Genomic DNA, 23,871 nt, shown 5'->3' with positions numbered 1-23,871 from the left:
TTTTGGCTTTGAGTTAATGATCCATGCCTGGCGTTAACGATCCCTGCCTGGCGTGTTTTCTTTTGTTTGAAGGAGGTAAAATGAAAAAGAGAAACAAAGAAGTGGTTGTTTACTGCGCTTCCAGTTCTGAAATAGACCCAATCTATTTTGAAGCGGCAGCACAATTGGGAAAAATGTTGGCAGAGAACAGTATAACCTGCATCAATGGTGCCGGCAAGCAGGGTCTGATGGGTGCCCTGAATTACGCGGTATTGAAATATGGGGGTAAGGTAAAAGGGGTTATCCCAAAATTTATGATCGATGCCGGATGGGGGCATGATAGTCTTACCGAGACCATTGTTACCGAGACCATTCATCAGAGAAAAGCGGCTATGGCACATGCTGCCGATGCCGTGATAGCTCTTCCCGGGGGAGTAGGGACACTGGAAGAGCTTGCGGAAATTATTACATGGAAGCAGTTGGGGTTGTATAACAATCCCATTGTCCTTCTTAATATCAATGATTACTATCAGCCGTTGCTATCTTTTTTTGAGAAGATGATTGATGAGAAGTTTATGAGAGCTGATTACAGTGGCCTCTGGAGTGTGGCGTCAACTCCAGGCATGGCTATCAACCTGATTGAAAAAATTCCTTGCTGGAACCCCTCTTTTACCAAATATAAGAAAAAAGAGTTGTAATTTTGTGGAGAAACGATGTAAACATTTAATAATAAAGAGTGCCCGATTTTATTGCTGATACAATCGAGAATTCCGTTCCTTTTTTTCTGAAGGCGGAAACGCTTCAAGACAGTCCGGATTCATTACTGATCTATTTCGACCGTTTTGAATATCTTCTTACTGACAGCAGCCACCTTTTTTTTAAAACAGATGAAATTTCCGCATTTGCTTTTCAGCAGTTATCGGCCGGGAATGTAGGTGTCCATTTTCCATTCTCTAACTGGGTGAACAGCGTAATCTTCCTGCTGTTTCTTTTCTGCTTTATGACTTTTGCCTTTGTATTCCGCAGAGAAGGGGTTGCTCTGATGAGTAATTTTAAAAATTTATTAACCCTGGGTAAAATTCCTGCTTCGGTAAGAAAAAATCAGGTGACTACCACTGAGGTGTGGGGTGAGCTATTTATGATTTTGCAGGCTGTACTGCTAATAACAATTATTCTCTTTACTTTTTTATGGGACAGGGGGATATCATCTTTCTCTTCAGCTGGCTATCTTTATAGCTTTGCCGGATTTTTTTTCGGAATATCATTGCTGACCGGACTAAAGTTTTTGATGTACAGGTTTATCAGTACCTTTTTTATGAGAGATGAAATTAAGAGCTGGATTACGAGGTACTCTCGGCTCATTGAACTGTTTGGGCTCATCTTTTTCTTTCCAGCCGTCTTCTATGTCTTCTTGCCTGAGTTCAGATATTTCGTAGGAATCTTTATAATTGTCCTGTTTCTTATCAATCGCATAATCATTGTTCTTGAATTATTAAATATTTTTGTTAAAAATAAAATCGGGTATTTCTATTTTTTTGTGTATCTTTGCGGAACTGAAATTGCGCCCTGCCTGCTGGCCTATAAAGGCGTTGTATCAATAATTAGTATTGCTGGAAATTACATTGTATGAATGCCCGGAAAGTAAAGAAAATACTCATTTCTCAACCCAAGCCAACGACCGAAAAATCCCCCTATTTTGAAATAGCGGACAAGTTTCACGTGGAGATGTCTTTTTTCCCATTTATTAAAGTGGACAGGGTCTCCATGAAGGAGTTTCGTCAGCAACGTATCAACATACTGGATTTTACGGCAATTGTATTCACTGCCAGAACGGCCGTGGACAAATTTTTCTCAATATGTGAGGAGCTAAAGATATCTATGCCTGAAACAATGAAATATTTCTGCATTTCTGAGACAGTTGCTCTCTATCTGCAAAAATATATTGTTTACAGGAAAAGAAAAATATTCTTCAGTCAAACCGGAAAGATTGACGGACTTAGTAACTCCCTTACTAAGCACGCTAAAGAGAAGTTTCTGTTACCTGTGCCCGAGGAGCATAACGATGAGGTTACACTTTTTCTTGATCAAAAGAAAATTAATTATACCAAAAGCGTGATGTACAGAACGGTAAGTAACGAATTTGATGAAAATGAAAAACTCGACTATGATATGATCATTTTCTTCAGTCCGCTTGGAATACAATCATTGGTGACGAATTTTCCCGATTTCAAGCAAGGCGATATGGCCATCGGTTGTTTCGGGAGTGCTACTGCCAAGGCAGTAGAAGATTCAGGGCTGAGGCTCGATTGCGAGGCTCCCCAGCCCGATTACCCTTCAATGACAGCTGCTTTGGAGGCGTTTCTGAAAGAGAATCACAAGAATCACTCCTGATTCTGTAAATAGGAAAACCTGTAAGATGGAAAGGTGATAGTGCGCACTTTTCCATTTTTTTTATGAAAGTGTTACAATTAAATCCAAAAACAGTTATCTTTGTTGATGTAATTGCTTTCGGAGGAATGCTTTTATCTATGGACGTAATTGAGCGATTCAGGTTTACAAAAGGTGAACGTATAACGGGAGAAAGAAGAATTGAAACCCTCTTTGCCCTGGGGCGTTCCTTTATGGCGTACCCGTTCAGGGTGGTATATTTGGAGACGGAGCAATTTGCTCTATCTCCGTTATCGGTACTGGTTAGCATCCCGAAAAAGAGAATAAAGCCTGCAGTACATCGTAACCGTATGAAACGGCTATTTAGGGAGGCATACCGGTTAAATAAACATCTTTTCAATACAGGGCTGCTTAGGGAAAAAGATCATCTTGAGATTGCTTTCATATATGTGAAGGATGACCTTTCCGACTATGCTACTGTTGTGAAAGGTGTGCAGAAAGCTATGAGGGAGTTGAACAATCTATTCGCGGGGGAGGCATCATATTGAAATATTTAAAGAATTTACTGACATGGATCTTGCTTTTGCCTGTCTATTTCTACCGGTCAGTCATCTCACCGCTAAAACCGCCCAGTTGCCGCTATACCCCTACCTGTTCACGGTACACGATAGAAGCATTGAAAAAGCATGGCCCTTTCAAAGGTGCCTACTTGTCTGCAAAACGTATTTTAAGCTGTAACCCATGGGGAGGATGGGGCTATGATCCCGTGCCGGAACCAAAAGTCAAAAAGCACCGTGATGCAACGAAAGCTGAGTAATAATTTTTATGGAATTATACGACGTTCACACTCACCAGATTCTTTTAGAAGATACCGATGACCCGTATCACTCGTGTATCCTTGATGTATATCCACTTGAATTTGAGGTAGCCAAAGAGACTATCGAACGTCATGCATTTTCCTGCGGAATTCATCCATGGTATTCCGAAGAGAGTGAAAATCAGATGACATATCTCAAAGAGATTGCAGGAGACCCCCGCATTATTGCTATTGGAGAAACCGGGCTTGATAAACTTAAAGGCCCCTCATACGAAATTCAGATTCCAGTTTTTAAAGAGCACATTATTCTTTCCGAAAAACTTAAGAAGCCAATTATTATTCACTGCGTGAAGGCATGGGATGAGCTGCTGTCTGTTTTTAATGAAGCCAAACCTTCCCAACCTTGGATACTGCACGGGTATCGCGGGAAACCGGAATTGACGAAGCGACTTGTTCGAGAAGGTTTTTACTTCTCTGTGGGAGACGATATTAATGTGGAGTCTATGGAGCTTATTCCAATTGAAAATCTTTTCTGCGAAACTGATGAGGATGTTATGGATATACGTGATGTTTATAATCAGGCAGCACGGGCCATGAATATTGAACTCGTTGAGTTTGCGGGGAAAATCGCACAAAATATTCATCGTGTTTTCCCAACTTTGAGGCCACCAAGGAGTATTGATCCCGAAGAGGTGGAGGATTAATAACTATTTTCTACCGAAGTCAGCCGGAATCTCACCCCACGATCTGGTATTCCATTTCAATATAGGGTTGGTGTAACTATTTGACATCAACCACTTCTCCGCCCGGTTGATAAGATCAAATATAATCTGGTTTTGTTCAGTTTGCACCAACTTAGTATTGCATTTTTTATTGGAAACCCACTTTATTGCATTAATACTGTCGGAATAGACTGGAATATTGTTCTTTCTCTTTTTTAGCAGTGCCAACGCATGCACTATTGCCAGGAATTCACCTACGTTGTTAGTCCCACCTTCCATTGGGCCCACATGGAAGATCTCCACACCATCGGCCACAAAAACACCCCTGTACTCCATCTTGCCGGGATTACCGCTGCAGGCAGCATCTACAGCAATGCTTTCTGATAAAATACTTTCTGTTGTTTTGTATTCAATAATTGGACTTGGTGCCATGACTCTTTTGTGCTTCACGTACTTACGAGGATTTTCGGAAAAAGCTTTTTCAGCCTCCTCCAGAGTGGGAAACGATTTGTAAAGTGCGTCCTCAAAACCTGATACCTGTGCCCTGCACTCTTCCCAGGAAGAGTAAATACCGGGCTTTACGCCTTGCCATACTACGTAGAACTTTTTTTGTGCCATCACTCCCTTCATTTACATCGAGTCCAGTATGTAGGGAGTCAGTTCTTCTTCCAAAAGCGGATTAGCAGGTTTCTCCTCAATTGAGATGATACTGTCCACGATAAATTTGGTGTATCCGCGCCATGGCAGCTTCCCAAAAAACTCTTTATAGTGGAGCTGTACCATCTTGCCGCCCGCCAGCATTAACTCCATGGCAATTTTCTCGTCTTCAACCGAAAATTCAAACTGGTTCGATTGTAAGCCACCAGGCATATCGGCACGGAAGCCCGACTGTATCAGCTTGCCTTCGTAAGTCTTGAAAATAACACCCTTGTAAACCAGATAATTTAGTTCTCCCGATTTCACGCCGGTGCCAAACACATAGTAGAAACGCACGTAAATGAAAATGGCAAGTGACAGGATCACTATTCCAAGAAACCATACAAACAACTTGCGAAATTTTTTCTTTTTTGGTTGTAAATCATCCATATGAAAAGGTTTTACGTTTATGTGGTAAAGATACCTATTTTTTTACTTTTTTAGAGAAATATAGGGACAAAAAACGGTAGAGTCTCTTCAATTTGAGTTATATTTGTTTCCTGTTACTGTAAAGCGTTATTCACCCGTTCTGTTATCCGTTATCTGCATAAAGAGAAGATAACTTGTTTCAGAATCTGTTTTAATAAAGTGTCACTCTTTTCCGGACAACTGAGCAGGGCTAACAACTATTTCATGAGACATACTAAAAAATAAAAAAATCGTATGAAAAGACTTTTTACTATCTTTACTTTATTCTTAATAACCCTGACATTATCGTCACAGAGTGCTTACAAGTTCAACGTAATAAAAGAAAATAAGATTACCCCCATCAAGAATCAGTCAAGTACCGGAACCTGCTGGAGCTTTTCAGGAGTTGGAATGCTTGAGTCTGAGTTAATCCGTATGGGGAAAGGCGAGTTCGACCTCTCAGAGATGTACATCGTTAGAAGGAACTATGAAGACAAGGCACGGAAATATGTACGGCTCCATGGACATATAAATTTTGCAGGCGGAGGGTCGTTTGCCGATGTGGTAGAGACTATCAGCGATTTTGGGATCATACCCGAGGAAGCTTACCCGGGACTCAGCTATGGATCTGAAACGCACGATCATGGCGAAATGGATAAAGTACTTAAGGGATACATGGATGGCGTAATTGCAGCTAAAAGCCTCTCTCCTGTCTGGTTTGATGGATTTGCAGGGATATTGGACTCTTATCTTGGTAAAGTGCCTGAAACTTTCAACTATAAAGGCAAAGAGTATACAGCCCAATCATTTGCCAGTTTTCTGGGATTAAATCAGAACGATTATATCTCCCTCACCTCTTTCACACACCACCCGTTTTATAAACCTTTTGCTATTGAAGTGCCTGACAACTGGCGTTGGGCTTACTCCTACAACCTTCCTGTTGAAGAAATGATGGAGGTTATGGAAAACGCCATAATGAATGGATATACCATTGCCTGGGCATCAGATGTTAGTGAGACCGGATTCTCCCGCGATGGGATAGCCGTTGTGCCCGACGTGAACTCAACAGATAATGCGGGTAGTGACCAGGCAAGATGGACCGGGTTATCGGCCCGTGAACGGGACTTCGATCTAAGGAGTCGAGTAGGCCGGGAGATGTTGGCAGAAAAAGCCGTCACACAGGAGATGCGCCAGTTGTCTTTCGATAATTATCAGACAACTGATGATCATGGAATGCAGATATACGGTATCGCTGAAGATCAAAAAGGAAACAGGTATTACATGGTAAAAAATTCGTGGGGCGAAACCGGTGTTTACAATGGCCTTTGGTATGCTTCAGAGCCATTTGTAAAGTACAAGACCATAAGTATTGTATTGCATAAGGATGCCATCCCGGCAACAATATTAACGAAGCTGGGGTTATAATCTGAAAGGCATACTTAAAATGGAAACAGCAGAACTTTACTCAATATTTCTTAAATATCCCTCTGTAACCACCGATTCACGGTTATGTTCCAAAGGTTCTATCTTTTTCGCGTTAAAAGGAGAACGATTCAATGGAAATCTTTTCGCTGAAGAGGCTTTGGAGGCCGGATGTGCATATGCAGTAGTGGATGAAAAGCCGGAAAAAGAGAACAACCGGATAATTCTGGTTGACAATGTGTTGGAGTCGCTCCAAAAAATGGCTAACTACCACCGTAAAAAACTTAAAATACCCATTATAGGAATTACCGGTACAAATGGCAAGACCACTACAAAGGAACTTATTGCCATTGGATTGTCCAGAGAGTTCAGGGTAGCATACACTCAGGGAAACTTTAATAATCATATTGGTGTACCGCTTACGTTGCTATCAATGAATAAATCGCATGAAATAGGAGTAGTTGAAATGGGGGCTAATCATCCGGGCGACATTCTGGAGTTGTGTGCAATTGCTGAGCCCGATTACGGATTAATCACCAATGTTGGAAAAGCTCATCTAGAGGGATTTGGTTCATTTGACAATCTTGTAAAATCGAAATGTGAGCTTTATGATTTTATTCGCGAACACAACGGTAAGGTATTTGTGAATAAAGACAGTGAGATATTATATAAAAGATCTGAAGGTATGGGGCGAATATTGTATGGGAAGAATGACCTGTCGTTATTTGCTTCCGGTACCATTGCCGATGCAACCCCTTTTCTGGAGTTCGACTGGAATTTTTTCGACAAATCCTACAGGGTTAATACCCGCCTGGTGGGTGAATTCAATTTCGATAACGCAATTGCTGCAGTGGCTGTCTGTAAATTTTTCGGGATCAACGCAGAGCTTATAAGTGCGGCACTTGAAGAGTATGAACCAAAAAACCACAGATCTCAGTTTAAACGTACAGAAAAAAATGATCTGATAATAGATGCTTACAATGCCAACCCCACCAGCATGAAAGCATCGCTGGATTTCTTCACCTCAATACCTTCCATACTGCCTAAAATGGTTATCTTGGGAGAGATGAAAGAGTTGGGCGAGGTGTGTTATGATGAACACCGCAAAATGATGGAGTTTCTTAAAGATCAGCCATATGATAAGATTTATCTTGTAGGGGAACTTTTTAAATATCAGCCGGATAATACATACCGTTTATTTGAAAATGTGGAGGAGCTTATCGATACATTGAAGAATGAATCGGTAGAGGGGTATTATATCCTCCTGAAAGGTTCCCATTCGGTACACCTGGAAAAGGCTATCGGCTTCTTATAAAGTGTACCGTCATCATAATCATCTCTGAAACTGTGCCTATGCGGTACTGTGGCCCCGCAAGCCCGATGCCTGATGTTACATATATATGTGTGTTTCGCTTTCTTTTGTAACCGTGTGGCACCTCAAAAATTATTCGTGTTGAGATATTACCTGGAAACGCCTGCCCATAGTGCGTATGCCCGTATATCGCGATGTCCGCGCCTGCATCAACCTCTTCATCAAGGTTGTCAGGAGTGTGATTCATTACAATCACTGTTTTAGAGATATCCACCTTTTGCTCATTAAGTATGGTATGTAGTGGTTTCCGGTCAGGGACGACCAGGTCTTCACGCCCCAGAACATAAAAAGCACTGTCTATAAGAACAGCTGAATCGCGCAGCATAACGATGCCGGAATTGTTAAGCAGCTTGATTTTCTCCTCGGCATCATATCTATATTCATGGTTTCCCGTGCAGGAGAACACCCCTAATGGTGCGGACAGCCTCGAAAGCTCTTCATCCATCCGTGATTCCAGAACAGGCTTAATGTATGAATCAATAATATCGCCAGTGAACAGAATCAGGTCGGGTTGTTGTGCCATAATCAAGTCCACAAATCGTTTCGCATGTCTGCGGTTAATCATGTATCCCAAATGCAGGTCGCCAATTACTGCAACCCTTATTGAATCAAGTTCTCTTGCCGGTTTGTTCACGTTAACCTCTATTTGTTGTATCACCGGATGCATGAACCGGTATCTGCCGTATGTCATGATACACGAAACAATGAAAACGGTAATAAGAAATGAGAAAATCCTAACCTTCTGTGGTTGCTCTTTCAGTAGCCATGGCTTTCGCAGTTGCTTCTTTCCTATGAGCCAGATTATGTCAACAATCAGCCATAGTCCACCACTATATAAAAGAAACAGCATCCAGCTGCTACCCATTACAAATATAAATTGAATAATGTGGCCGGGAATATTTCGATAAAAAATAAAGCCAGTGGCATAAACCAGCAGTTCTGTTCCAAAAACCGTTGATAGTATAAAGCGTGCCGCCTTTTTCCCTTCAAAGGCATGCCACCCTTTTAGGAAAACCAATATGTTTAGTGTCAGGTGAATGATTAAAGAGTATATGAGTGTCCTCATATTTTGGCAGTTTTGACATTGACCTTAAAAACAGAATAACAGCTATTTTTGTTTACTTTATTATTGAGATTTTTTTTATACTATTATCATACCTTTTAATACTTCGTTAAAACATCACTTATAATGCTGACAATAAATATGTTACTTTAAGCCTTCGAAAACAACATACTCTATTGAAATTCAGCGAAATATAAGAATTATTTTAAAAAAATACCGAGCTGTCAACTATTAACTGAATTATTCTCCTTTATACTTCTTCTATTGTTCATTTTAAATATCTGATTTTATATATCCATTTTCTGTCAGGCAATCGACTGCTTATTTCTAAGTGAGGTTGCTAATAGCTTGTTTGGGTAGAGAGGCCCATGCTCTTGCAGCGTTACAGATTTATAAATAAGGAGACCCATAAAGGCACTGAAAAATCGATTATTATACCGTGAAAAAGAGCAATAACAATATATTCCTCTCCTGAATACTTTGTAATTACAGGAAGTGTTGTGTCCATTGTTGTGGCGCCACCTGCCGAGATAGGTGCCAACTTCCCGAAATATTTCACCATAATTGGGGCCAGTATTAGTACGCTGAATTCACGCATAATATTTGCCAGTAATGCAACTGTTCCCAACTCAGCCCCTCTGAACTCTGTGATAATAATACTCGAGAGTGAATAGTAGGCAAAACCAGCGCCTACGCTAAGGCAGTCGGTAACACTTCTGTCAGGTATTAACAGGCTTACAATTATTACTCCGGCAAAAGTACCAACAGTGGTGGCTATTGGAATAAGTGAGATTTGCCATCCATGCCTTTTCAGGGCGGTGAACATATTTTTGCCTGAGCCAATCTGAATACCTACAAGAAAAAGTAACAGATAAAGTACCCACTCAGAGATATTGCTTTCACTCAATGCTTCAGGTATTAATCCCAGCACTGAAAGCACAACACCGGTAATAAAAAGAAGAAGGTATATAAGGGATTGTCTCATCGCTCTTATTTAATTTCAACTGTTCTCGCTATAAGGCAAATTTGTGTTTGACTTGTCGGAAAAAGAAGGGCTAATACTTGTGTTATTTTTGTTTTTATCCTTCGAGCATTTGTCAAAAAATCTTTTATAGACCCATTTCGCACATAACAGGCTGCCCACTGTTCCCCCAACAGTCAATAAAAATGCATCGAGTCCGATAGCGGAAAAATTATTTAATACCTCTTCATTTTTCCCTACCGATACACCCAGAAAAAAGAGCAAGAGCATTATTACCACACTTAATAGCATTCCGGTATGTTTCACGAAGACTCTGTTCCTGACAATATATCCTGCCAGAATACCGGATACTATGCAAAGGATAATTTTAATCATTGAGCTATTTTTATTAAATAGTATTTTTTGACTTTCGTTCTTCTTTTTGAACTCTGTTATATTGTTTGATTTTCGTTCTGCTTTTGCTCGCGACAATAAAATCCGAATGAATTAATCTTCTGCACATCACTAAACGAAAAAGTTGCTCGCCTTGGCAAAGCTCAAGCAAGCTTGGCCCTTGCTCTTTTGACCCAACTCAAATAGTGAGTCCCCTCCGATAAGTCTTTTTTGCTGAAAATTCCACAAAAACGCCATTGATATTCAGCGAGATGCGACCTTCTGAAATCGGGTTTTGGGGTTTTCGGAGCAGACTCAATAGTGCAACAAAAGTATGAAAAAGAATCGAGGTGAAAAAAATATAACTTTTAACTGCAATATAGTGCCCACCTGAAAAGTTATTTAATAATAAAGCGACTTTTGAATATCAGCTGGTTAAGTATTCAAAACTCTTATTTTTGACATTCCAAAGATGACTCAATGAAATATTAATCACAGAATGACAAAATAGCTTATCAATTTGAATATTTGCAGGAATTATGCAAAAAATAAGGGAAAAGAGTCGTAATCATAAAAAAAGTGATATATTTGTGATATCAAAATAACATCATTTTAAATATTTAATTTATGGAAACAAATGAATTCAAATTTAAAGGTTTTAAAACCAATGGCTTCCTGATGCTTTTTTTATTGCTTGTTCTGTTGGCAGCTACCATGTGGATTTTCTTTCAAGGCGTTTGGGGAATTTTTGCAGGTATTTTTATGATTGTTGTATGGGTTATCCTCATGTTTGGCTTTACAAAGCTTGAGCCGAATGAAGCTATTGTGATGATTTTCTTCGGAAAATATAAAGGTGTACTTAAAGAGACCGGATTCTTTTGGGTAAATCCGTTCATGACTAGGAAAAAGCTATCTATGAGGGCCCGTAACTTAAACGTTGAGCCAATTAAAGTGAACGATAAAGTAGGAAATCCGGTGCTGATTGGATTGGTGCTTGTTTGGAAATTGAGGGATACTTACAAAGCTATGTTTGAGATTGATGCACAAACTATGGCATCGAAGATGGGGAAAGATGGAGCAGTTACTTACACTGTAAGTAAGCAGATGGACGCATTTGAGAATTTTGTCGCTGTGCAGAGTGATGCTGCTTTGCGTCAGGTTGCCGGGCAATATGCTTACGACAACAATGTTGCCACCGGTAACGAAATTACATTGCGATCGGGTGGTGAAGAGATAAACAATGACCTGCTGAAAGAGCTCAACAGCCGCCTCGATATGGCCGGGATAGAGATCGTTGAAGCACGTATCAATTATCTGGCCTATGCACCCGAGATTGCAGCTGTGATGCTTCGTCGCCAGCAGGCTGAAGCAATTATTTCGGCTCGCGAAAAGATAGTTGAAGGTGCTGTTACTATGGTTAAGATGGCGCTCGACAGAATTGAGGATGAGAGTATTGTTGAACTTGATAGTGATAAAAAGGCTGCTATGGTGAGTAACCTGCTTGTGGTACTTTGCGCCGATGAGTCGGCTCAACCTGTATTAAACACGGGCACGTTGTATCAGTAAGACAAGGGCTGCGAGGAGGAAAGGAGAAATGGTGCATAACATATATGGATGTATGGATTTGCAGTTTAAACTGAAAAATTGTTCGAAGTTGTTGATTGCTAAACAGCATCCATATCATTTGAAAGAGATATCAGCAAAACCCGGCAAGATGGAGAGAGAAGGAAAATGACTGGAAAAGGAAAAACGACTAGAAATTTCGCCTTGCGATTAGATCCGGAAACCATGGAGGCTATTGAGAAATGGGCTGCCGACGAATTTCGCAGTGTGAATGGGCAGATTCAATGGATACTTGATCAGGCACTCAAAAAGAGCGGACGCTTGAAATCGGAATGATTATTTTTGGGGAGGCTGTGTTAGATATATGTAACAATGCCTCCATCAGCCAATTCCCAGGCAAAGTACTTTGTCTGGGACTGTGTTAAATATATGTAACAGTAACCTGTCTTCTCTGGAATTCGCGAATATATATGTACTTTTAATGCTTTAAATTCCAAAATCTATAAAAACCCGCAATGAAACTATTTCAGATTTTAGTTCTATTCTGTGTCATATCAATGAGTATGACTGCTCAAAATGTCACCGTAAAAGGTAAACTGGTTTCGGCTGATGACAAGGCCGGACTGCCATATGTTACCATCTCGGTTGCACGTGAGTCTAATCCGGCCAATACAGTAAAAAGGCTGGCAACACAAGAGAACGGTACCTTCTCCACTGCGCTAACCCCCGGAAAATACATATTTATTTTCCATTTTGTTGGGATGAACGGCCTGAAGAAACTTGTTGAAGTATCCACTTCTCAGAATCCGCTAGACCTGGGAGAGATTGCAATGGACGAGAGCTCAATTGAACTCGAAGAGGTGAGCGTGACCGCTCAAAAGCCTTTGGTGAAGGTTGAGATAGATAAGCTGACCTACAGTGCAAAGGACGATCCTGAATCATCAACCTCAAACGTACTAGACCTGTTACGTAAAGTACCGCTTGTTACAGTGGACGGTGAAGATGAAATTCAGTTGAAAGGTTCAAGCAACTTTAAAATATATCTGAACGGAAAACCATCAAATATGATTTCAGGTAACCCATCGCAGGTACTGAAGAGTATGCCTGCCAACAGCGTAAAGGATATAGAAGTGATTACGGATCCAGGTGTTAAGTATGATGCAGAAGGGGTTGGAGGCATTATCAACATTGTTACCGATAAGCGTGTCGATGACGGCTATTCCGGATCTGTTGGAGCTAACGGCGACACCTTTGGTGGATATGGCGGTAATGCTTACCTTGCTACCAGGTATGGTAAGTTCGGTTTCACCGGCAATTCCGGCTATTATTATCATAAACGTCCCGAGTCGGAGTCGGGTTTTACCAGGGAAGAGTTCAGCCCGCAGAATTTACTGACCCTAAATGGTAAAAATAAGAGCGATGGAGGCGGGCTGTTCCTTAGCGGTGCACTAAGCTTTGAACCCGATACACTGAATCTGTTCAACCTGTCGGGTTCAAGATATGGCGGAAAATTCAAATCACACTCTATGCAGGATGCGCTATCCTCAGGAGCAAGACCATACAGTTACAACACTCGTTCCAATAGTACTGTTGAATATGGCGGAATGAGCCTGTCGGCAGATTATCAGAGAAGTTTTAAACGGAAGGGTGAGATGCTTACCATCTCATACCGGTTTGAGGATAATCCGAATGATAGCGAGTACGACAGCGAGTATGAGAATGTTACAGGAGTATTTTATTACACTGACGGTTATAAACTGAGAAGTGTTAATAATGCAGGAGGAAAAGAGCATACGGGACAGTTGGACTATGTTAATCCGCTGAACGGAAAACACAGCATCGAGACTGGATTAAAATATATATTCCGCGATAATACCAGTCGCGCCGACCACACATTCTTCGATACGGAGGAGGGTGTATGGAAACCAGATGTAAGCCGTAAAAATGATCTCGATCATACGCAAAATATTACTTCAGGATATGCCGGCTACGGGTTTAAATCGGGAAAAACAGGGGTGAAGCTGGGATTTAGAGGCGAATATACTCAACAGGAGATCCACTTTATGGGTAGCCAGCTGGATACGATAGTGCAGACCAATTTTTTTGATCTTGTTCCCTCGGTTACACTTTCCTATCAGCTGGGAATGACCCGTACATTGCGTGGCGGCTACAACATGCGTATTTCCCGTCCAGGTATATGGTACCTGAATCCGTATGTGAACGATGTAGATCCTAACAATATCAGTTATGGGAACCCCAATCTCGACGCAGAAAAGCAGCATAACTTCAATATTAACTACGGGGCCTTTTCGCAGAAACTCAATTTCAACGTTACGCTCAGTTATGCTTTTGCCAGAAATGCGGTGACAGGGTACAGCTTTATTGAAAATGGCGTTACACACAATACTTATGCCAATATAGGGAAAAATCAGACGGTGGGAACAAACCTGTATGTGAGCTGGACGCCTACCCAAGTTGTTCGTACATATCTGAATGGTGGTATAAATTATACCGATATCCGGAGTACCGAAAAAAGTGAGCTGCGGAACAGCGGTTTTTCCGGGCGAGCATTTGGAGGGCTTACCTTTACATTTCCCGGTGATTTCAGAGTTGGTGCAAATGGCGGCTTGTTTCTTAATCGTATTCAGCTTCAGACAAAGCAGTCTCCCTTCTATTTCTACTCTTTCAGCCTAATGAAGAGCTTCCTTAACAAGAAACTTGATCTTTCTCTCAACCTGCAGGATGTATTATCGAAAAACCGGAAGATATCCTCAACTACAACAGGTGAAGGATTCTGGCAGGAAAATATTTTTCATTACCCGATGCGGAGCATCCGCCTGAGTGTGTCATATCGCTTCGGTGAGCTGAAAGCATCTATGAAAAAGGTACAAAGGACTATCTCTAACGAAGATCTAATGCAAGGTGAAGGATCGCAGCAAAATACAACTACACCTCCTGCAGGGGGAAACTAAACAATAGTAGAGAGACGATTACAATATCTTTGATTTTTTGCGCATAATCATTATAGAAACTAAACAATAACAGAAAGGCTTTTACCTACGGATAAAATGAGAATAGATGTAATAACAGTGCTTCCAGAGATTATCGAAGGTGCGTTTTATACGAGCATACTGAAGCGGGCACAGGAGAAGGGGCTTGTAGAGATAGGCCTTCATAACCTACGTGATTACAGCCTCGACAGGCATAGACGGGTAGATGATTACCCTTTTGGCGGGGAAGCAGGAATGGTGTTGCAGATTGAACCGATTGACAGAGCTATCTCTTATTTGAAATCGCAGCGCCGGTATGATGAGGTGATTTTCACCTCTCCAGATGGGGAACAGTTCACTCAGGCTACTGCCAACGAGCTATCTCTTAAACAAAATATTATTATATTGTGTGGCCACTACAAAGGTGTTGATTACCGTGTAAGAGAACATCTTATCACTCGGGAGATCTCCATCGGCGATTTTGTGCTTACAGGCGGAGAGCTTGTGGCTGCAATGATTGCAGACGCTATTGTGCGAGTTATTCCAGGGGCTATAGGCGATGAACAGTCTGCACTTTCCGATACGTTTCAGGATGGACTGCTGGCACCGCCAGTTTATACCCGTCCCGCCGAATACAAAGGGTGGAAAGTACCCGATATACTGTTGTCGGGGCATGAACGAAAAATACAGGAGTGGCGACTGGAGCAGTCTATTGAAAGAACAAAACGGCTAAGGCCCGATTTAACAGAATAACAGGTTGCCTTTGCGGAAATTTGTATATTTTTGTGAAATAACGAATCGTGCATAAGTAGTATATAAGTTTATTCTGCACAACTGGATTGTTATTGTAAGTTTTGAATTGAAAAATTATAGATTAATCATATGAAGGGAATTGTTTTAGCCGGAGGCTCAGGAACGCGGCTGTATCCTATCACTAAAGGTATATCAAAGCAGCTACTCCCCATTTTTGATAAACCAATGGTATATTATCCAATTTCCGCTTTAATGCTTGCAGGGATAAGAGATATTCTTATTATCTCCACACCAGCAGATCTGCCTGGTTTTCAGCGTTTACTTGGTGATGGGTCCGACTATGGCGTGAGTTTCAGTTATGCAGTACAACCTTCTCCCGACGGTTTGGCGCAAGCGTTCATTATTGGTGAAGAGTTTATTGGTAACGATGCTGTCTGCCTTGTCCTGGGCGACAATATTTTCTATGGAAACGGGTTTCCTGCACTATTAAGGGAAGCTCTGGAAAGTGCGGAAGAAAATATGCTGGCTACAGTGTTCGGATATTACGTGAATAATCCAGAGAGGTATGGTGTTGCTGAATTCGATGACGCCGGACGGGTGATCAGTATAGAAGAGAAGCCTGTAAACCCGAGATCGAACTGGGCTGTAACAGGACTCTATTTCTACCCTAACAGTGTTGTGGAGATCGCGAAGCAAATAAGGCCCTCTGCACGTGGTGAGTTAGAGATTACTTCAATTAACCAGGCTTTTTTAAAAGAGAAACAGCTCCAGGTAAAACTGTTTGGCAGGGGGTTTGCATGGCTCGATACCGGTACGCACGACTCACTTTCGGAAGCATCTACCTTTATAGAAGTGCTGGAGAAACGGCAGGGACTCAAAATCTCCTGTCTTGAAGAGATAGCATGGCGTAACGGCTGGATCTCTGATGATGATCTGAAGAGGATCGGAGAGTCGATGAAGAATAATCCTTACGGACAATATCTTCTTAAGCTGATGGACTGAAATTTTATATGTGATATGAATATTATTGAAACCGATATTAAGGGAGTTGTGATAATTGAACCTAAAGTGTTTGTTGATAAACGTGGATACTTTTTTGAATCATTTTCCCATAGGCTGTTCGAAGAGAAGGTGAGCAGGACTCTTTTTGTACAGGATAACGAGAGTAAATCATGTTATGGAGTGTTGCGGGGTCTGCATTTTCAAAAGCCCCCTTTTGAGCAGGCTAAGCTGGTGCGTGTTGTAAAAGGCTGCGTCCTTGATGTGGCGGTAGATATTAGAAAAGACTCCCCAACATTCGGGAAATATGTTTCAACAGAATTGTCAGATGAAAACAAACAACAGCTTTTTATTCCCCGCGGATTCGCGCACGGATATTCTGTACTGAGTGAGGAAGCCATCTTTCAGTATAAATGTGACAATTACTATGCGCCTGGTTATGAAGGGGCTATAATCTGGAATGATCCGCAGCTGAATATCGATTGGGGGCTGCCGTTTAACGATATCATTCTGTCGGAAAAAGATAAGAAAAATCCCTGTTTATCCAGTTTGTAAATATCCGGCAATTCTGCTTTCATGTTCTGATAAATGTCTGTTAATCAAAGTAAAATAGTTGTTATGAAAAAAAATGTCCTTATTACCGGAGGAGCCGGTTTTATAGGCTCACATGTTGTACGGCTGTTCGTGAACAGTTATCCGGAATATCATATCATAAATCTTGATAAACTTACCTATGCGGGGAATCTGGCTAACCTGAAGGATGTAGAGGATAAGCCTAACTACACTTTTGTGAAAGCCGATATCTGCGATTTTGATAAGATAAAAGAGGTTTTCAAAACATTCAAGATCGATAATGTCATTCACCTTGCTGCCGAAAGTCATGTGGACCGATCAATTACAGATCCATTTTCTTTTGCCGAAACCAATGTCATGGGCACCCTTAACCTGTTACAGGCTGCAAGGGAGTGCTGGAAGGATAACTTCGAGAATAAACTCTTCTATCATGTCTCCACAGATGAAGTTTATGGAGCATTGGAATTTGATAATACACTATTTACTGAAGAGACACGTTACGATCCCCATAGTCCATACTCCGCTTCCAAGGCATCTTCCGATCATTTTGTCAGAGCTTATCACGATACCTACGGCCTTCCGGTTGTTATTACCAACTGCTCAAATAATTACGGGCCTTACCAGTTCCCGGAGAAGCTGATTCCGCTTTTCATCAATAATATTCGCCGGAATAAGCCGTTGCCTGTTTATGGAGAAGGAGTAAATGTACGCGACTGGCTTTATGTTGAGGACCATGCCCGAGCTATATGCCTGGTCTTTCATAATGGGCGAAAAGGCGATACATACAATATAGGTGGCTTTAACGAATGGAAAAATATCGATCTGATTCGCCTTCTTGTTAAAACTACAGACCGTTTACTCGGAAGGGAAGAGGGTGTGTCGGAGAAACTAATCACCTATGTAGCCGACCGGGCCGGACATGATTTACGTTACGCCATCGATGCATCGAAGATAAAGGATGAACTTGGATGGCAACCCTCCCTCCAGTTTGAAGAGGGGATTGAAAAGACCGTCCGGTGGTACATCGATCATCAGGATTGGCTGGATAGCGTTACCAGTGGTGAGTATCAAAATTATTACCGGGAGATGTATAAAATGTAATTGTTGTTTTCGGAAACATTACATGTTTTTTTAATCTGTCTCTTCGAACCTGGCTGTGAAGAAGCGTAACTGTTTCGGCTCATACACGAAACGAAGTCCTTTTATGGACTCCCTTCTTTTATACAGTGAAATAACTGCTTCGGCAACCAGATCCATGTGACGGTATGTATAAACACGGCGTGGAATGGTTAGTCTCACCGTCTCCAGTTTAGGCCGGTGATGATCCCCTGTGTATTTGTTTCGTCCCGCTGAAACTATACCACGCTCCATACTTCTCACTCCCGATTCAAGATAAAGATTTGCTGCCAGGCTTTGGGCTGGAAAACGGTCCTGCTGTAGGTGCGGGCAAAATCGCCTGGCATCCAGAAATATAGCATGGCCGCCGGTGGGTTCTATAATGGGTATTCCCGCTTTAAGAAGAAGGTCGCCAAGATAACGCACCTGCTTCACACGGTGTTCTATATATTCAAATTGAAGAGACTCCTTCAACCCTATTGCCATAGCCTCCATATCACGGCCAGCCATGCCACCGTACGACGGCATACCTTCATAAGCTACCACCAGCTCCTTAGCCTCTGCAAAAAGATCATCGTCATTCATGCATAAAAATCCGCCGATATTTACCAGGCAATCCTTCTTTCCGCTCATAGTGCATCCGTCAGCATAGCTGAACATTTCATGTACAATCTCCCGGATGGTTTTGCCAGTGTAACCCTCCTCCTGCTCCTTAATGAAATAGGCGTTCTCAACACACCGGGTGGCATCATAAAATACCCTGATGCCATGTCTGCGTGTCAGTTCGCGTACCTCCTTCATGTTTTTCATTGAGACTGGCTGTCCGCCGGCAAGGTTTACAGTGACGGCAAGACACACATAGGCGATGTTTTCTGCCCCTTTTTCATCAATCAGCTTCTGCAGCTTATTCAGGTCGATATCTCCTTTGAAAGGGATATTCATCCATGCTTCGTGAGCTTCATCCCGGATAATATCCACAAAGATGCCACCGTTTCTTTCCTGATGATAGCGTGTGGTAGTGAAATACATGTTCCCTGGAACATATTGCCCCTGTTTAATGGCAATCTGTGAAAGCAGGTTTTCGGCACCCCTTCCCTGATGTGTGGGGACAATATGTTTAAAGCCGAATATATCCTGTACAGTTTCTTCAAGATGCCTGAAGTTGATGCTGCCGGCATACGACTCATCGCCAATCATCATTCCTGCCCATTGGCGGTCGCTCATCGCGTTGGTCCCGCTGTCAGTCAACAGGTCAATATAAACATCGTCACTTTTAATCAGGAATGTGTTATATCCTGCTTCTTTAATTACTTTTTCACGTTCTTCGCGAGAGATCATCTTTACGGTTTCTACCGATTTGATGCGGAAAGGTTCCGCCGGGTATTTGTTTAGGCTCATAGCAATATCATTTTGATGGTTTTCCCTTTACAAATGTATATAAAATTTATGTTTCCTCATAGAAATTGAGAGATATTTTTATGCTTATGAATTTTTTTCCCAATTTTCGTTTTCTTATCACATTGGTTAGTGAAAAAGCACTGTTTTTTGGCTTAATCTTCTTACATTTGCATTCTGTTTTAAAAATAAATTTACAGTTTGAATGAATCAAGATACACAAATCTTTGAGATTATCGCAAAAGAGAGGGATCGGCAGCTGAAGGGTATTGAGCTGATTGCTTCTGAGAATTTTGTAAGTGAACAGGTAATGCAGGCTATGGGGTCTGTGCTGACTAATAAATATGCCGAAGGCTATCCTGGCAGACGTTATTACGGAGGTTGTGAGGTGGTTGATATGAGCGAACAGCTCGCCATCGACAGGTTAAAGGAATTGTTCGGAGCAGAGTGGGTAAACGTGCAACCGCACTCCGGAGCACAAGCCAATGCAGCAGTGTTTCTTGCATGCCTTAAGGCTGGAGATAAGTTCCTTGGATTGAATCTTTCGCACGGAGGCCATCTTTCACACGGTTCTCCGGTAAATTTTTCCGGTATAATGTTTCAGCCATTGGAATATAATGTGCATGAGGATGATCAACGGGTAGATTATGATCAGCTTGATGAGGTTGCCCGCAGAGAGAGGCCTAAACTGATAATTGGCGGGGCTTCTGCCTATTCCCGTGAGTGGGACTATGCACGTATCCGCAGGGTAGCCGATGAGATAGGAGCTATTTTTATGGTTGATATGGCGCATCCTGCAGGATTGATCGCCGCCGGATTGCTTGAGAATCCACTTAAATATGCGCATATTGTTACATCTACTACCCATAAAACGTTGCGAGGCCCTAGGGGAGGTATCATTTTGATGGGTAAAGATTTTGAAAATCCGTGGGGGCTGACAACACCGAAAGGAGAAGTGAAAATGATGTCGGCGGTGCTCGATTCAGCAGTATTCCCGGGAATGCAGGGAGGGCCGCTGGAGCATGTGATAGCCTCTAAGGCAGTATCCTTTTATGAAGCTCTGCAGCCTGACTACAAAACCTATCAGGTACAGGTGAGGAAAAATGCAGCTGTGATGGCACAGGCCTTTATTGATAAAGGCTATAAAGTTGTTTCCGGAGGCACTGACAATCATATTGTTCTAGTAGATTTACGCACCAAATTCCCTGCCTTGACTGGCAAAGTGGGCGAAAAAGTACTTGTAGAAGCCGATATCACGGCCAATAAAAATATGGTACCTTTTGATAGCCGCTCTCCATTTCAAACATCGGGCCTGCGATTCGGCACGCCTGCTATCACCACTCGTGGAGCCAAGGAGAAGCTTATGGGCGAAATTGTGGAATTTATAGATACGGTGCTTTCTAATCCCGATGATGATAAAATAATTTCATCAGTCCGGGGAAAGGTGAATGCAACCATGAAGCAATATCCGCTTTTCGCGTGGTAAGCAACTGCTTTCACCCATGGATATCCCGTGATTAGGGTTACGGGGATGTGTTTGATTTATGTAATGAGGAATGGTTGACCTGTTCCTCATTTTTTTATATTTTTGCACAAGACTCGCTATCCGGAACGAGTGCCAAGTATTGTATAATGAATATACTTCAGACAGACATAAAGTTTATTCCCGGCGTGGGACCCAAAAGAGCCGAGATCCTCAACAAGGAGATCGATGTGTTCACGCTTGGTGATCTTCTGCGTTGGTACCCTTACCGGTATGTGGACAGATCACGCATATATTATGTGCACGAGATCGATAACTCTGTGGCATTCATCCAGTTGAAAGGACGTATCACTGCGTTTGAGACCTTTGGCGAAGGAAGAAGAAGGCGTTTAGTAGCACATTTTACCGATGGAACCGGTTTTGTTGATTTGGTATGGTTTCAGGGAATTCGCTTTATTGAAAGCAAATATAAGCTGAACACCGAGTATATTGTCTTTGGAAAGCCAAGCCTTTTCAACGGAAGGTGGAATATCGCCCATCCTGATATAGACCCTTTCATGGACGATTCTGCCCGCCCCGAGGGGCTGATGGCGATGTATAACACCACGGAGAAGATGAAAAACCATTATCTTAACTCTAAGGCAATGCAAAAGATAATAGGCAGTGCTTTCGGTATGATCAGGGAGAGGCTGCCAGAATCACTTTCATCTGATGTTGTGAGGACAGCAAAGCTGATGGCGTTTCATGATGCGGTTGAGAATATTCATTTTCCAAAAACGCAGGCACTCCTTCGTGATGCTGAATTTCGCCTCAAGTTTGAGGAACTCTTCTATATACAGCTCAGTATTGTGCGGTATGCCTCCGACAGGAAAATGAAACTTAACGGTTTTGTCTTCCGTAAAGTGGGAAACCATCTCAATTCATTCTATAAGTATAAGCTCCCGTTCCCGTTGACAGGTGCACAGAAGCGTGTGATTAAAGAGATCAGGAAAGACACGGCTTCAGGGAAGCAGATGAACCGCTTGTTACAGGGAGATGTGGGAAGCGGCAAAACACTGGTGGCTATTATGTGTATGCTGATAGCCCTGGATAACGGGTTTCAATCATGCCTGATGGCGCCTACCGAGATTCTTGCATCACAACACTTCGAGACTTTTACGAAAATGCTTTCAGGAATGAAGGTGAAGGTGGCTCTTCTTACAGGTTCTACTAAGAAAAAAGAGCGCGAGGTGATGCATAAAGAACTGCAATCGGGAGTGATTGATATACTAATTGGCACACATGCTCTTATTGAGGATGTGGTTCAGTTCAGTAAACTGGGATTTGTGGTGATTGATGAGCAGCATCGCTTTGGTGTGGCGCAGCGTGCAAAATTGTGGACCAAAAGCTGCAGGCCCCCGCATGTGCTGGTAATGACTGCCACTCCTATCCCCCGTACGCTGGCTATGACGGTGTATGGCGATCTTGATGTTTCGGTTATAGACGAGCTGCCGCCTGGCAGAAAGCCTGTACATACATTGCACCGTTACGATAATAAACGTGGCGCTCTTTATCAGTTTATCCGTGATCAGATAAATGAAGGCCGGCAGGCATATATCGTTTATCCGTTGATTGAAGAGAGTGAAAAACTCGATCTGAAAAATCTGGAAGAGGGATATCTGCACGTAAAAGAGATATTTCCAGAATTTTGCGTCTGTAAGATGCATGGACGAATGAAGCCCGCCGAGAAAGATGAGGTTATGCAGCAGTTCGTGAGCAACGATGCGCAGATTATGGTTTCCACCACTGTTATCGAGGTAGGGGTTAATGTGCCAAACGCGAGTGTGATGGTGATTGAGAGTGCACAGCGTTTTGGACTCTCACAGCTTCATCAGCTACGGGGCAGGGTAGGGCGTGGGGCTGATCAGTCTTTCTGCGTACTTATCACTCCCTACGAACTATCTACCGATACTCGTAAGCGGATTGAGATAATGACTGAAAGCAATGACGGTTTTGTGATAGCTGAGGCTGACCTGAAGCTTCGTGGCCCGGGAGACCTCGAGGGTACACAGCAGAGTGGTATCCCCTTCAACCTGCGTATTGCCGACTTGGTGCGCGACAATGCCATCCTCTATCGCTCCCGTGAGATAGCTGAAAGTGTCATTGGTGACGATCCAAAGCTGGAACAGCCGGGGCACCTGGTCCTGAAACAGCAGTTAAGCCGCTTGAGCGGAAACCGTTACGACTGGAGCCGGATCAGCTGAGAAAATCCTATTCGGCGGTTGTGATCACCAATTCCCGGCCTTTTTTGAGTTGATCATGCGTGACAAACCACCCGTTTATTACATCACCATCATATCTGATTTGTCTGATCTTCTTTCCATTTCCTTCTTTCAGGATGGTGAAAGTGGTATTGTCACCCAGGGTGAATGTCACCTTGTCGAAAAGCGGCACCGACACGATGTATTCCGGATCGGCAGGTGAGTAGGTATATAATCCGATCGCATTGAGGACATACCAGGCTGACATCTCTCCCGCATCGTCCATGCCGGCGTAAGCCAGCTTCTCCTCTCCCATATCATAGAATCGGTCCATGATGCTGTCCAATACGCATTGCGCCTTCTCCTGTTTCCCGATGAAGTAGTAGGTGTATGGAATCGAGTGGGAGGGCTGGTTGCCATGGCAGTAGTTACCGATAAAGCCGGTCATGTTGTGTGCCTCATAACCCCGCCATGGTTCGGTGAAGAGTGAGTCGAGCTTCTGCTCCACCGCCTTGTGATCAGGATAGAGAGCAATCAT

Annotated in this window: 24 protein-coding genes; 17 read left to right on the top strand and 7 right to left on the bottom strand. The window is 42.5% G+C overall.

Annotation, left to right across the window (positions count from 1 at the left end; translation table 11 throughout):
* Nucleotides 1-80 precede the first annotated feature (80 nt).
* From B3B27_RS04095 to B3B27_RS04070, 6 genes are all read left to right on the top strand, one after another.
* Entirely contained in the window at nt 81-677 is a 597-nt protein-coding gene (locus B3B27_RS04095; protein WP_286846925.1) for a TIGR00730 family Rossman fold protein, read from the top strand.
* A gap of 38 nt (nt 678-715) precedes the next feature.
* Nucleotides 716-1,609 carry a DUF4271 domain-containing protein gene (locus tag B3B27_RS04090; RefSeq protein ID WP_286846922.1) on the top strand — a complete coding sequence of 298 codons (894 nt, stop codon included), beginning with the start codon at nt 716-718 and terminating at the stop codon, nt 1,607-1,609.
* Entirely contained in the window at nt 1,606-2,370 is a 765-nt protein-coding gene (locus B3B27_RS04085) for a uroporphyrinogen-III synthase (protein WP_238867844.1), read from the top strand. Before B3B27_RS04090 ends, B3B27_RS04085 begins: the two co-directional genes overlap by 4 nt.
* Nucleotides 2,371-2,432: 62 nt before the next feature.
* Nucleotides 2,433-2,915 (top strand): ribonuclease P protein component, encoded by a 483-nt coding sequence (locus B3B27_RS04080; RefSeq protein ID WP_238867843.1) that lies wholly within the window; start codon nt 2,433-2,435, stop codon nt 2,913-2,915.
* Nucleotides 2,912-3,184 (top strand): membrane protein insertion efficiency factor YidD, encoded by a 273-nt coding sequence (yidD, locus tag B3B27_RS04075; protein WP_238867842.1) that lies wholly within the window; start codon nt 2,912-2,914, stop codon nt 3,182-3,184. Before B3B27_RS04080 ends, yidD begins: the two co-directional genes overlap by 4 nt.
* 8 nt (nt 3,185-3,192) lie before the next feature.
* A complete protein-coding gene (locus B3B27_RS04070; protein ID WP_286834357.1) occupies nt 3,193-3,888 on the top strand; it encodes a TatD family hydrolase in 696 nt (231 codons plus the stop codon).
* A gap of 3 nt (nt 3,889-3,891) precedes the next feature.
* Here B3B27_RS04070 and B3B27_RS04065 read toward each other — a convergent pair whose 3' ends face one another.
* Both B3B27_RS04065 and B3B27_RS04060 read right to left on the bottom strand, forming a co-directional pair.
* Complete coding sequence (locus tag B3B27_RS04065) at nt 3,892-4,524, bottom strand: viroplasmin family protein (RefSeq protein WP_286834354.1); 633 nt, start codon at nt 4,522-4,524, stop codon at nt 3,892-3,894.
* A gap of 12 nt (nt 4,525-4,536) precedes the next feature.
* Complete coding sequence (locus tag B3B27_RS04060; protein WP_238867839.1) at nt 4,537-4,992, bottom strand: hypothetical protein; 456 nt, start codon at nt 4,990-4,992, stop codon at nt 4,537-4,539.
* A gap of 273 nt (nt 4,993-5,265) precedes the next feature.
* Here B3B27_RS04060 and B3B27_RS04055 point away from each other — a divergent pair, with 273 nt between their 5' ends.
* Together B3B27_RS04055 and B3B27_RS04050 are read left to right on the top strand one after the other, a co-directional pair.
* Entirely contained in the window at nt 5,266-6,435 is a 1,170-nt protein-coding gene (locus tag B3B27_RS04055; protein WP_238867838.1) for an aminopeptidase C, read from the top strand.
* 19 nt (nt 6,436-6,454) lie between these two features.
* Nucleotides 6,455-7,747, top strand: coding sequence for a UDP-N-acetylmuramoyl-tripeptide--D-alanyl-D-alanine ligase (locus tag B3B27_RS04050; RefSeq protein WP_238867837.1), 1,293 nt, complete (start codon nt 6,455-6,457; stop codon nt 7,745-7,747).
* Here the strand turns inward: B3B27_RS04050 and B3B27_RS04045 are convergent.
* From B3B27_RS04045 to B3B27_RS04035, 3 genes are all read right to left on the bottom strand, one after another.
* Nucleotides 7,731-8,870 carry a metallophosphoesterase gene (locus B3B27_RS04045; protein ID WP_238867836.1) on the bottom strand — a complete coding sequence of 380 codons (1,140 nt, stop codon included), beginning with the start codon at nt 8,868-8,870 and terminating at the stop codon, nt 7,731-7,733. The genes B3B27_RS04050 and B3B27_RS04045 overlap by 17 nt on opposite strands.
* Before the next feature lie 379 nt (nt 8,871-9,249).
* A complete protein-coding gene (locus tag B3B27_RS04040) occupies nt 9,250-9,852 on the bottom strand; it encodes a lysine exporter LysO family protein (protein WP_238867835.1) in 603 nt (200 codons plus the stop codon).
* Nucleotides 9,853-9,867: 15 nt separating this feature from the next.
* A complete protein-coding gene (locus tag B3B27_RS04035) occupies nt 9,868-10,224 on the bottom strand; it encodes a LysO family transporter (RefSeq protein WP_238867834.1) in 357 nt (118 codons plus the stop codon).
* Between the two features lie 624 nt (nt 10,225-10,848).
* Here B3B27_RS04035 and B3B27_RS04030 point away from each other — a divergent pair.
* The 7 genes from B3B27_RS04030 (at nt 10,849) to rfbB (ending at nt 18,200) form a co-directional block, all read left to right on the top strand.
* Nucleotides 10,849-11,787: an SPFH domain-containing protein gene (locus B3B27_RS04030; RefSeq protein WP_238867833.1), complete on the top strand. Its 939-nt coding sequence runs from the start codon at nt 10,849-10,851 to the stop codon at nt 11,785-11,787.
* A 165-nt stretch (nt 11,788-11,952) separates the two neighbouring features.
* A complete protein-coding gene (locus B3B27_RS04025; protein ID WP_238867832.1) occupies nt 11,953-12,120 on the top strand; it encodes an Arc family DNA-binding protein in 168 nt (55 codons plus the stop codon).
* 179 nt (nt 12,121-12,299) lie between these two features.
* The gene (locus B3B27_RS04020; RefSeq protein WP_286846920.1) at nt 12,300-14,756 is read left to right on the top strand and encodes a TonB-dependent receptor domain-containing protein; all 2,457 of its coding nucleotides are present in this window, start codon (nt 12,300-12,302) and stop codon (nt 14,754-14,756) included.
* A 96-nt stretch (nt 14,757-14,852) separates the two neighbouring features.
* Nucleotides 14,853-15,527, top strand: coding sequence for a tRNA (guanosine(37)-N1)-methyltransferase TrmD (gene trmD, locus B3B27_RS04015; protein WP_238867801.1), 675 nt, complete (start codon nt 14,853-14,855; stop codon nt 15,525-15,527).
* 129 nt (nt 15,528-15,656) lie between these two features.
* Nucleotides 15,657-16,529, top strand: a complete 873-nt coding sequence (gene rfbA / locus B3B27_RS04010; protein ID WP_238867800.1) for a glucose-1-phosphate thymidylyltransferase RfbA — start codon at nt 15,657-15,659, stop codon at nt 16,527-16,529.
* A 15-nt stretch (nt 16,530-16,544) separates the two neighbouring features.
* Nucleotides 16,545-17,081, top strand: a complete 537-nt coding sequence (gene rfbC, locus B3B27_RS04005) for a dTDP-4-dehydrorhamnose 3,5-epimerase (protein ID WP_238867799.1) — start codon at nt 16,545-16,547, stop codon at nt 17,079-17,081.
* A 63-nt stretch (nt 17,082-17,144) separates the two neighbouring features.
* A complete protein-coding gene (gene rfbB / locus B3B27_RS04000) occupies nt 17,145-18,200 on the top strand; it encodes a dTDP-glucose 4,6-dehydratase (RefSeq protein ID WP_238867798.1) in 1,056 nt (351 codons plus the stop codon).
* A 30-nt stretch (nt 18,201-18,230) separates the two neighbouring features.
* On the opposite strand, the gene B3B27_RS03995 is transcribed toward rfbB, so the two are convergent.
* Nucleotides 18,231-19,613 (bottom strand): tyrosine phenol-lyase, encoded by a 1,383-nt coding sequence (locus tag B3B27_RS03995; protein WP_238867797.1) that lies wholly within the window; start codon nt 19,611-19,613, stop codon nt 18,231-18,233.
* 202 nt (nt 19,614-19,815) lie between these two features.
* Between B3B27_RS03995 and glyA the strand changes: the two genes are divergently transcribed.
* Nucleotides 19,816-21,096, top strand: a complete 1,281-nt coding sequence (glyA, locus tag B3B27_RS03990; protein WP_238867796.1) for a serine hydroxymethyltransferase — start codon at nt 19,816-19,818, stop codon at nt 21,094-21,096.
* A gap of 143 nt (nt 21,097-21,239) precedes the next feature.
* Nucleotides 21,240-23,336: an ATP-dependent DNA helicase RecG gene (recG, locus tag B3B27_RS03985; protein WP_414703084.1), complete on the top strand. Its 2,097-nt coding sequence runs from the start codon at nt 21,240-21,242 to the stop codon at nt 23,334-23,336.
* Between the two features lie 7 nt (nt 23,337-23,343).
* On the opposite strand, the gene B3B27_RS03980 is transcribed toward recG, so the two are convergent.
* Nucleotides 23,344-23,871: glycoside hydrolase domain-containing protein (locus B3B27_RS03980; protein WP_286846918.1), on the bottom strand; the 528-nt coding region annotated here is incomplete at its 5' end.

The organism is Proteiniphilum sp. UBA5463, assembly GCF_002427225.1.
Classification (GTDB): Bacteria; Bacteroidota; Bacteroidia; order Bacteroidales; family Dysgonomonadaceae; genus Proteiniphilum; species Proteiniphilum propionicum.
Note: the sequence above shows the minus strand (reverse complement) of the source record. Positions and strands in the feature narration are given on the sequence as shown.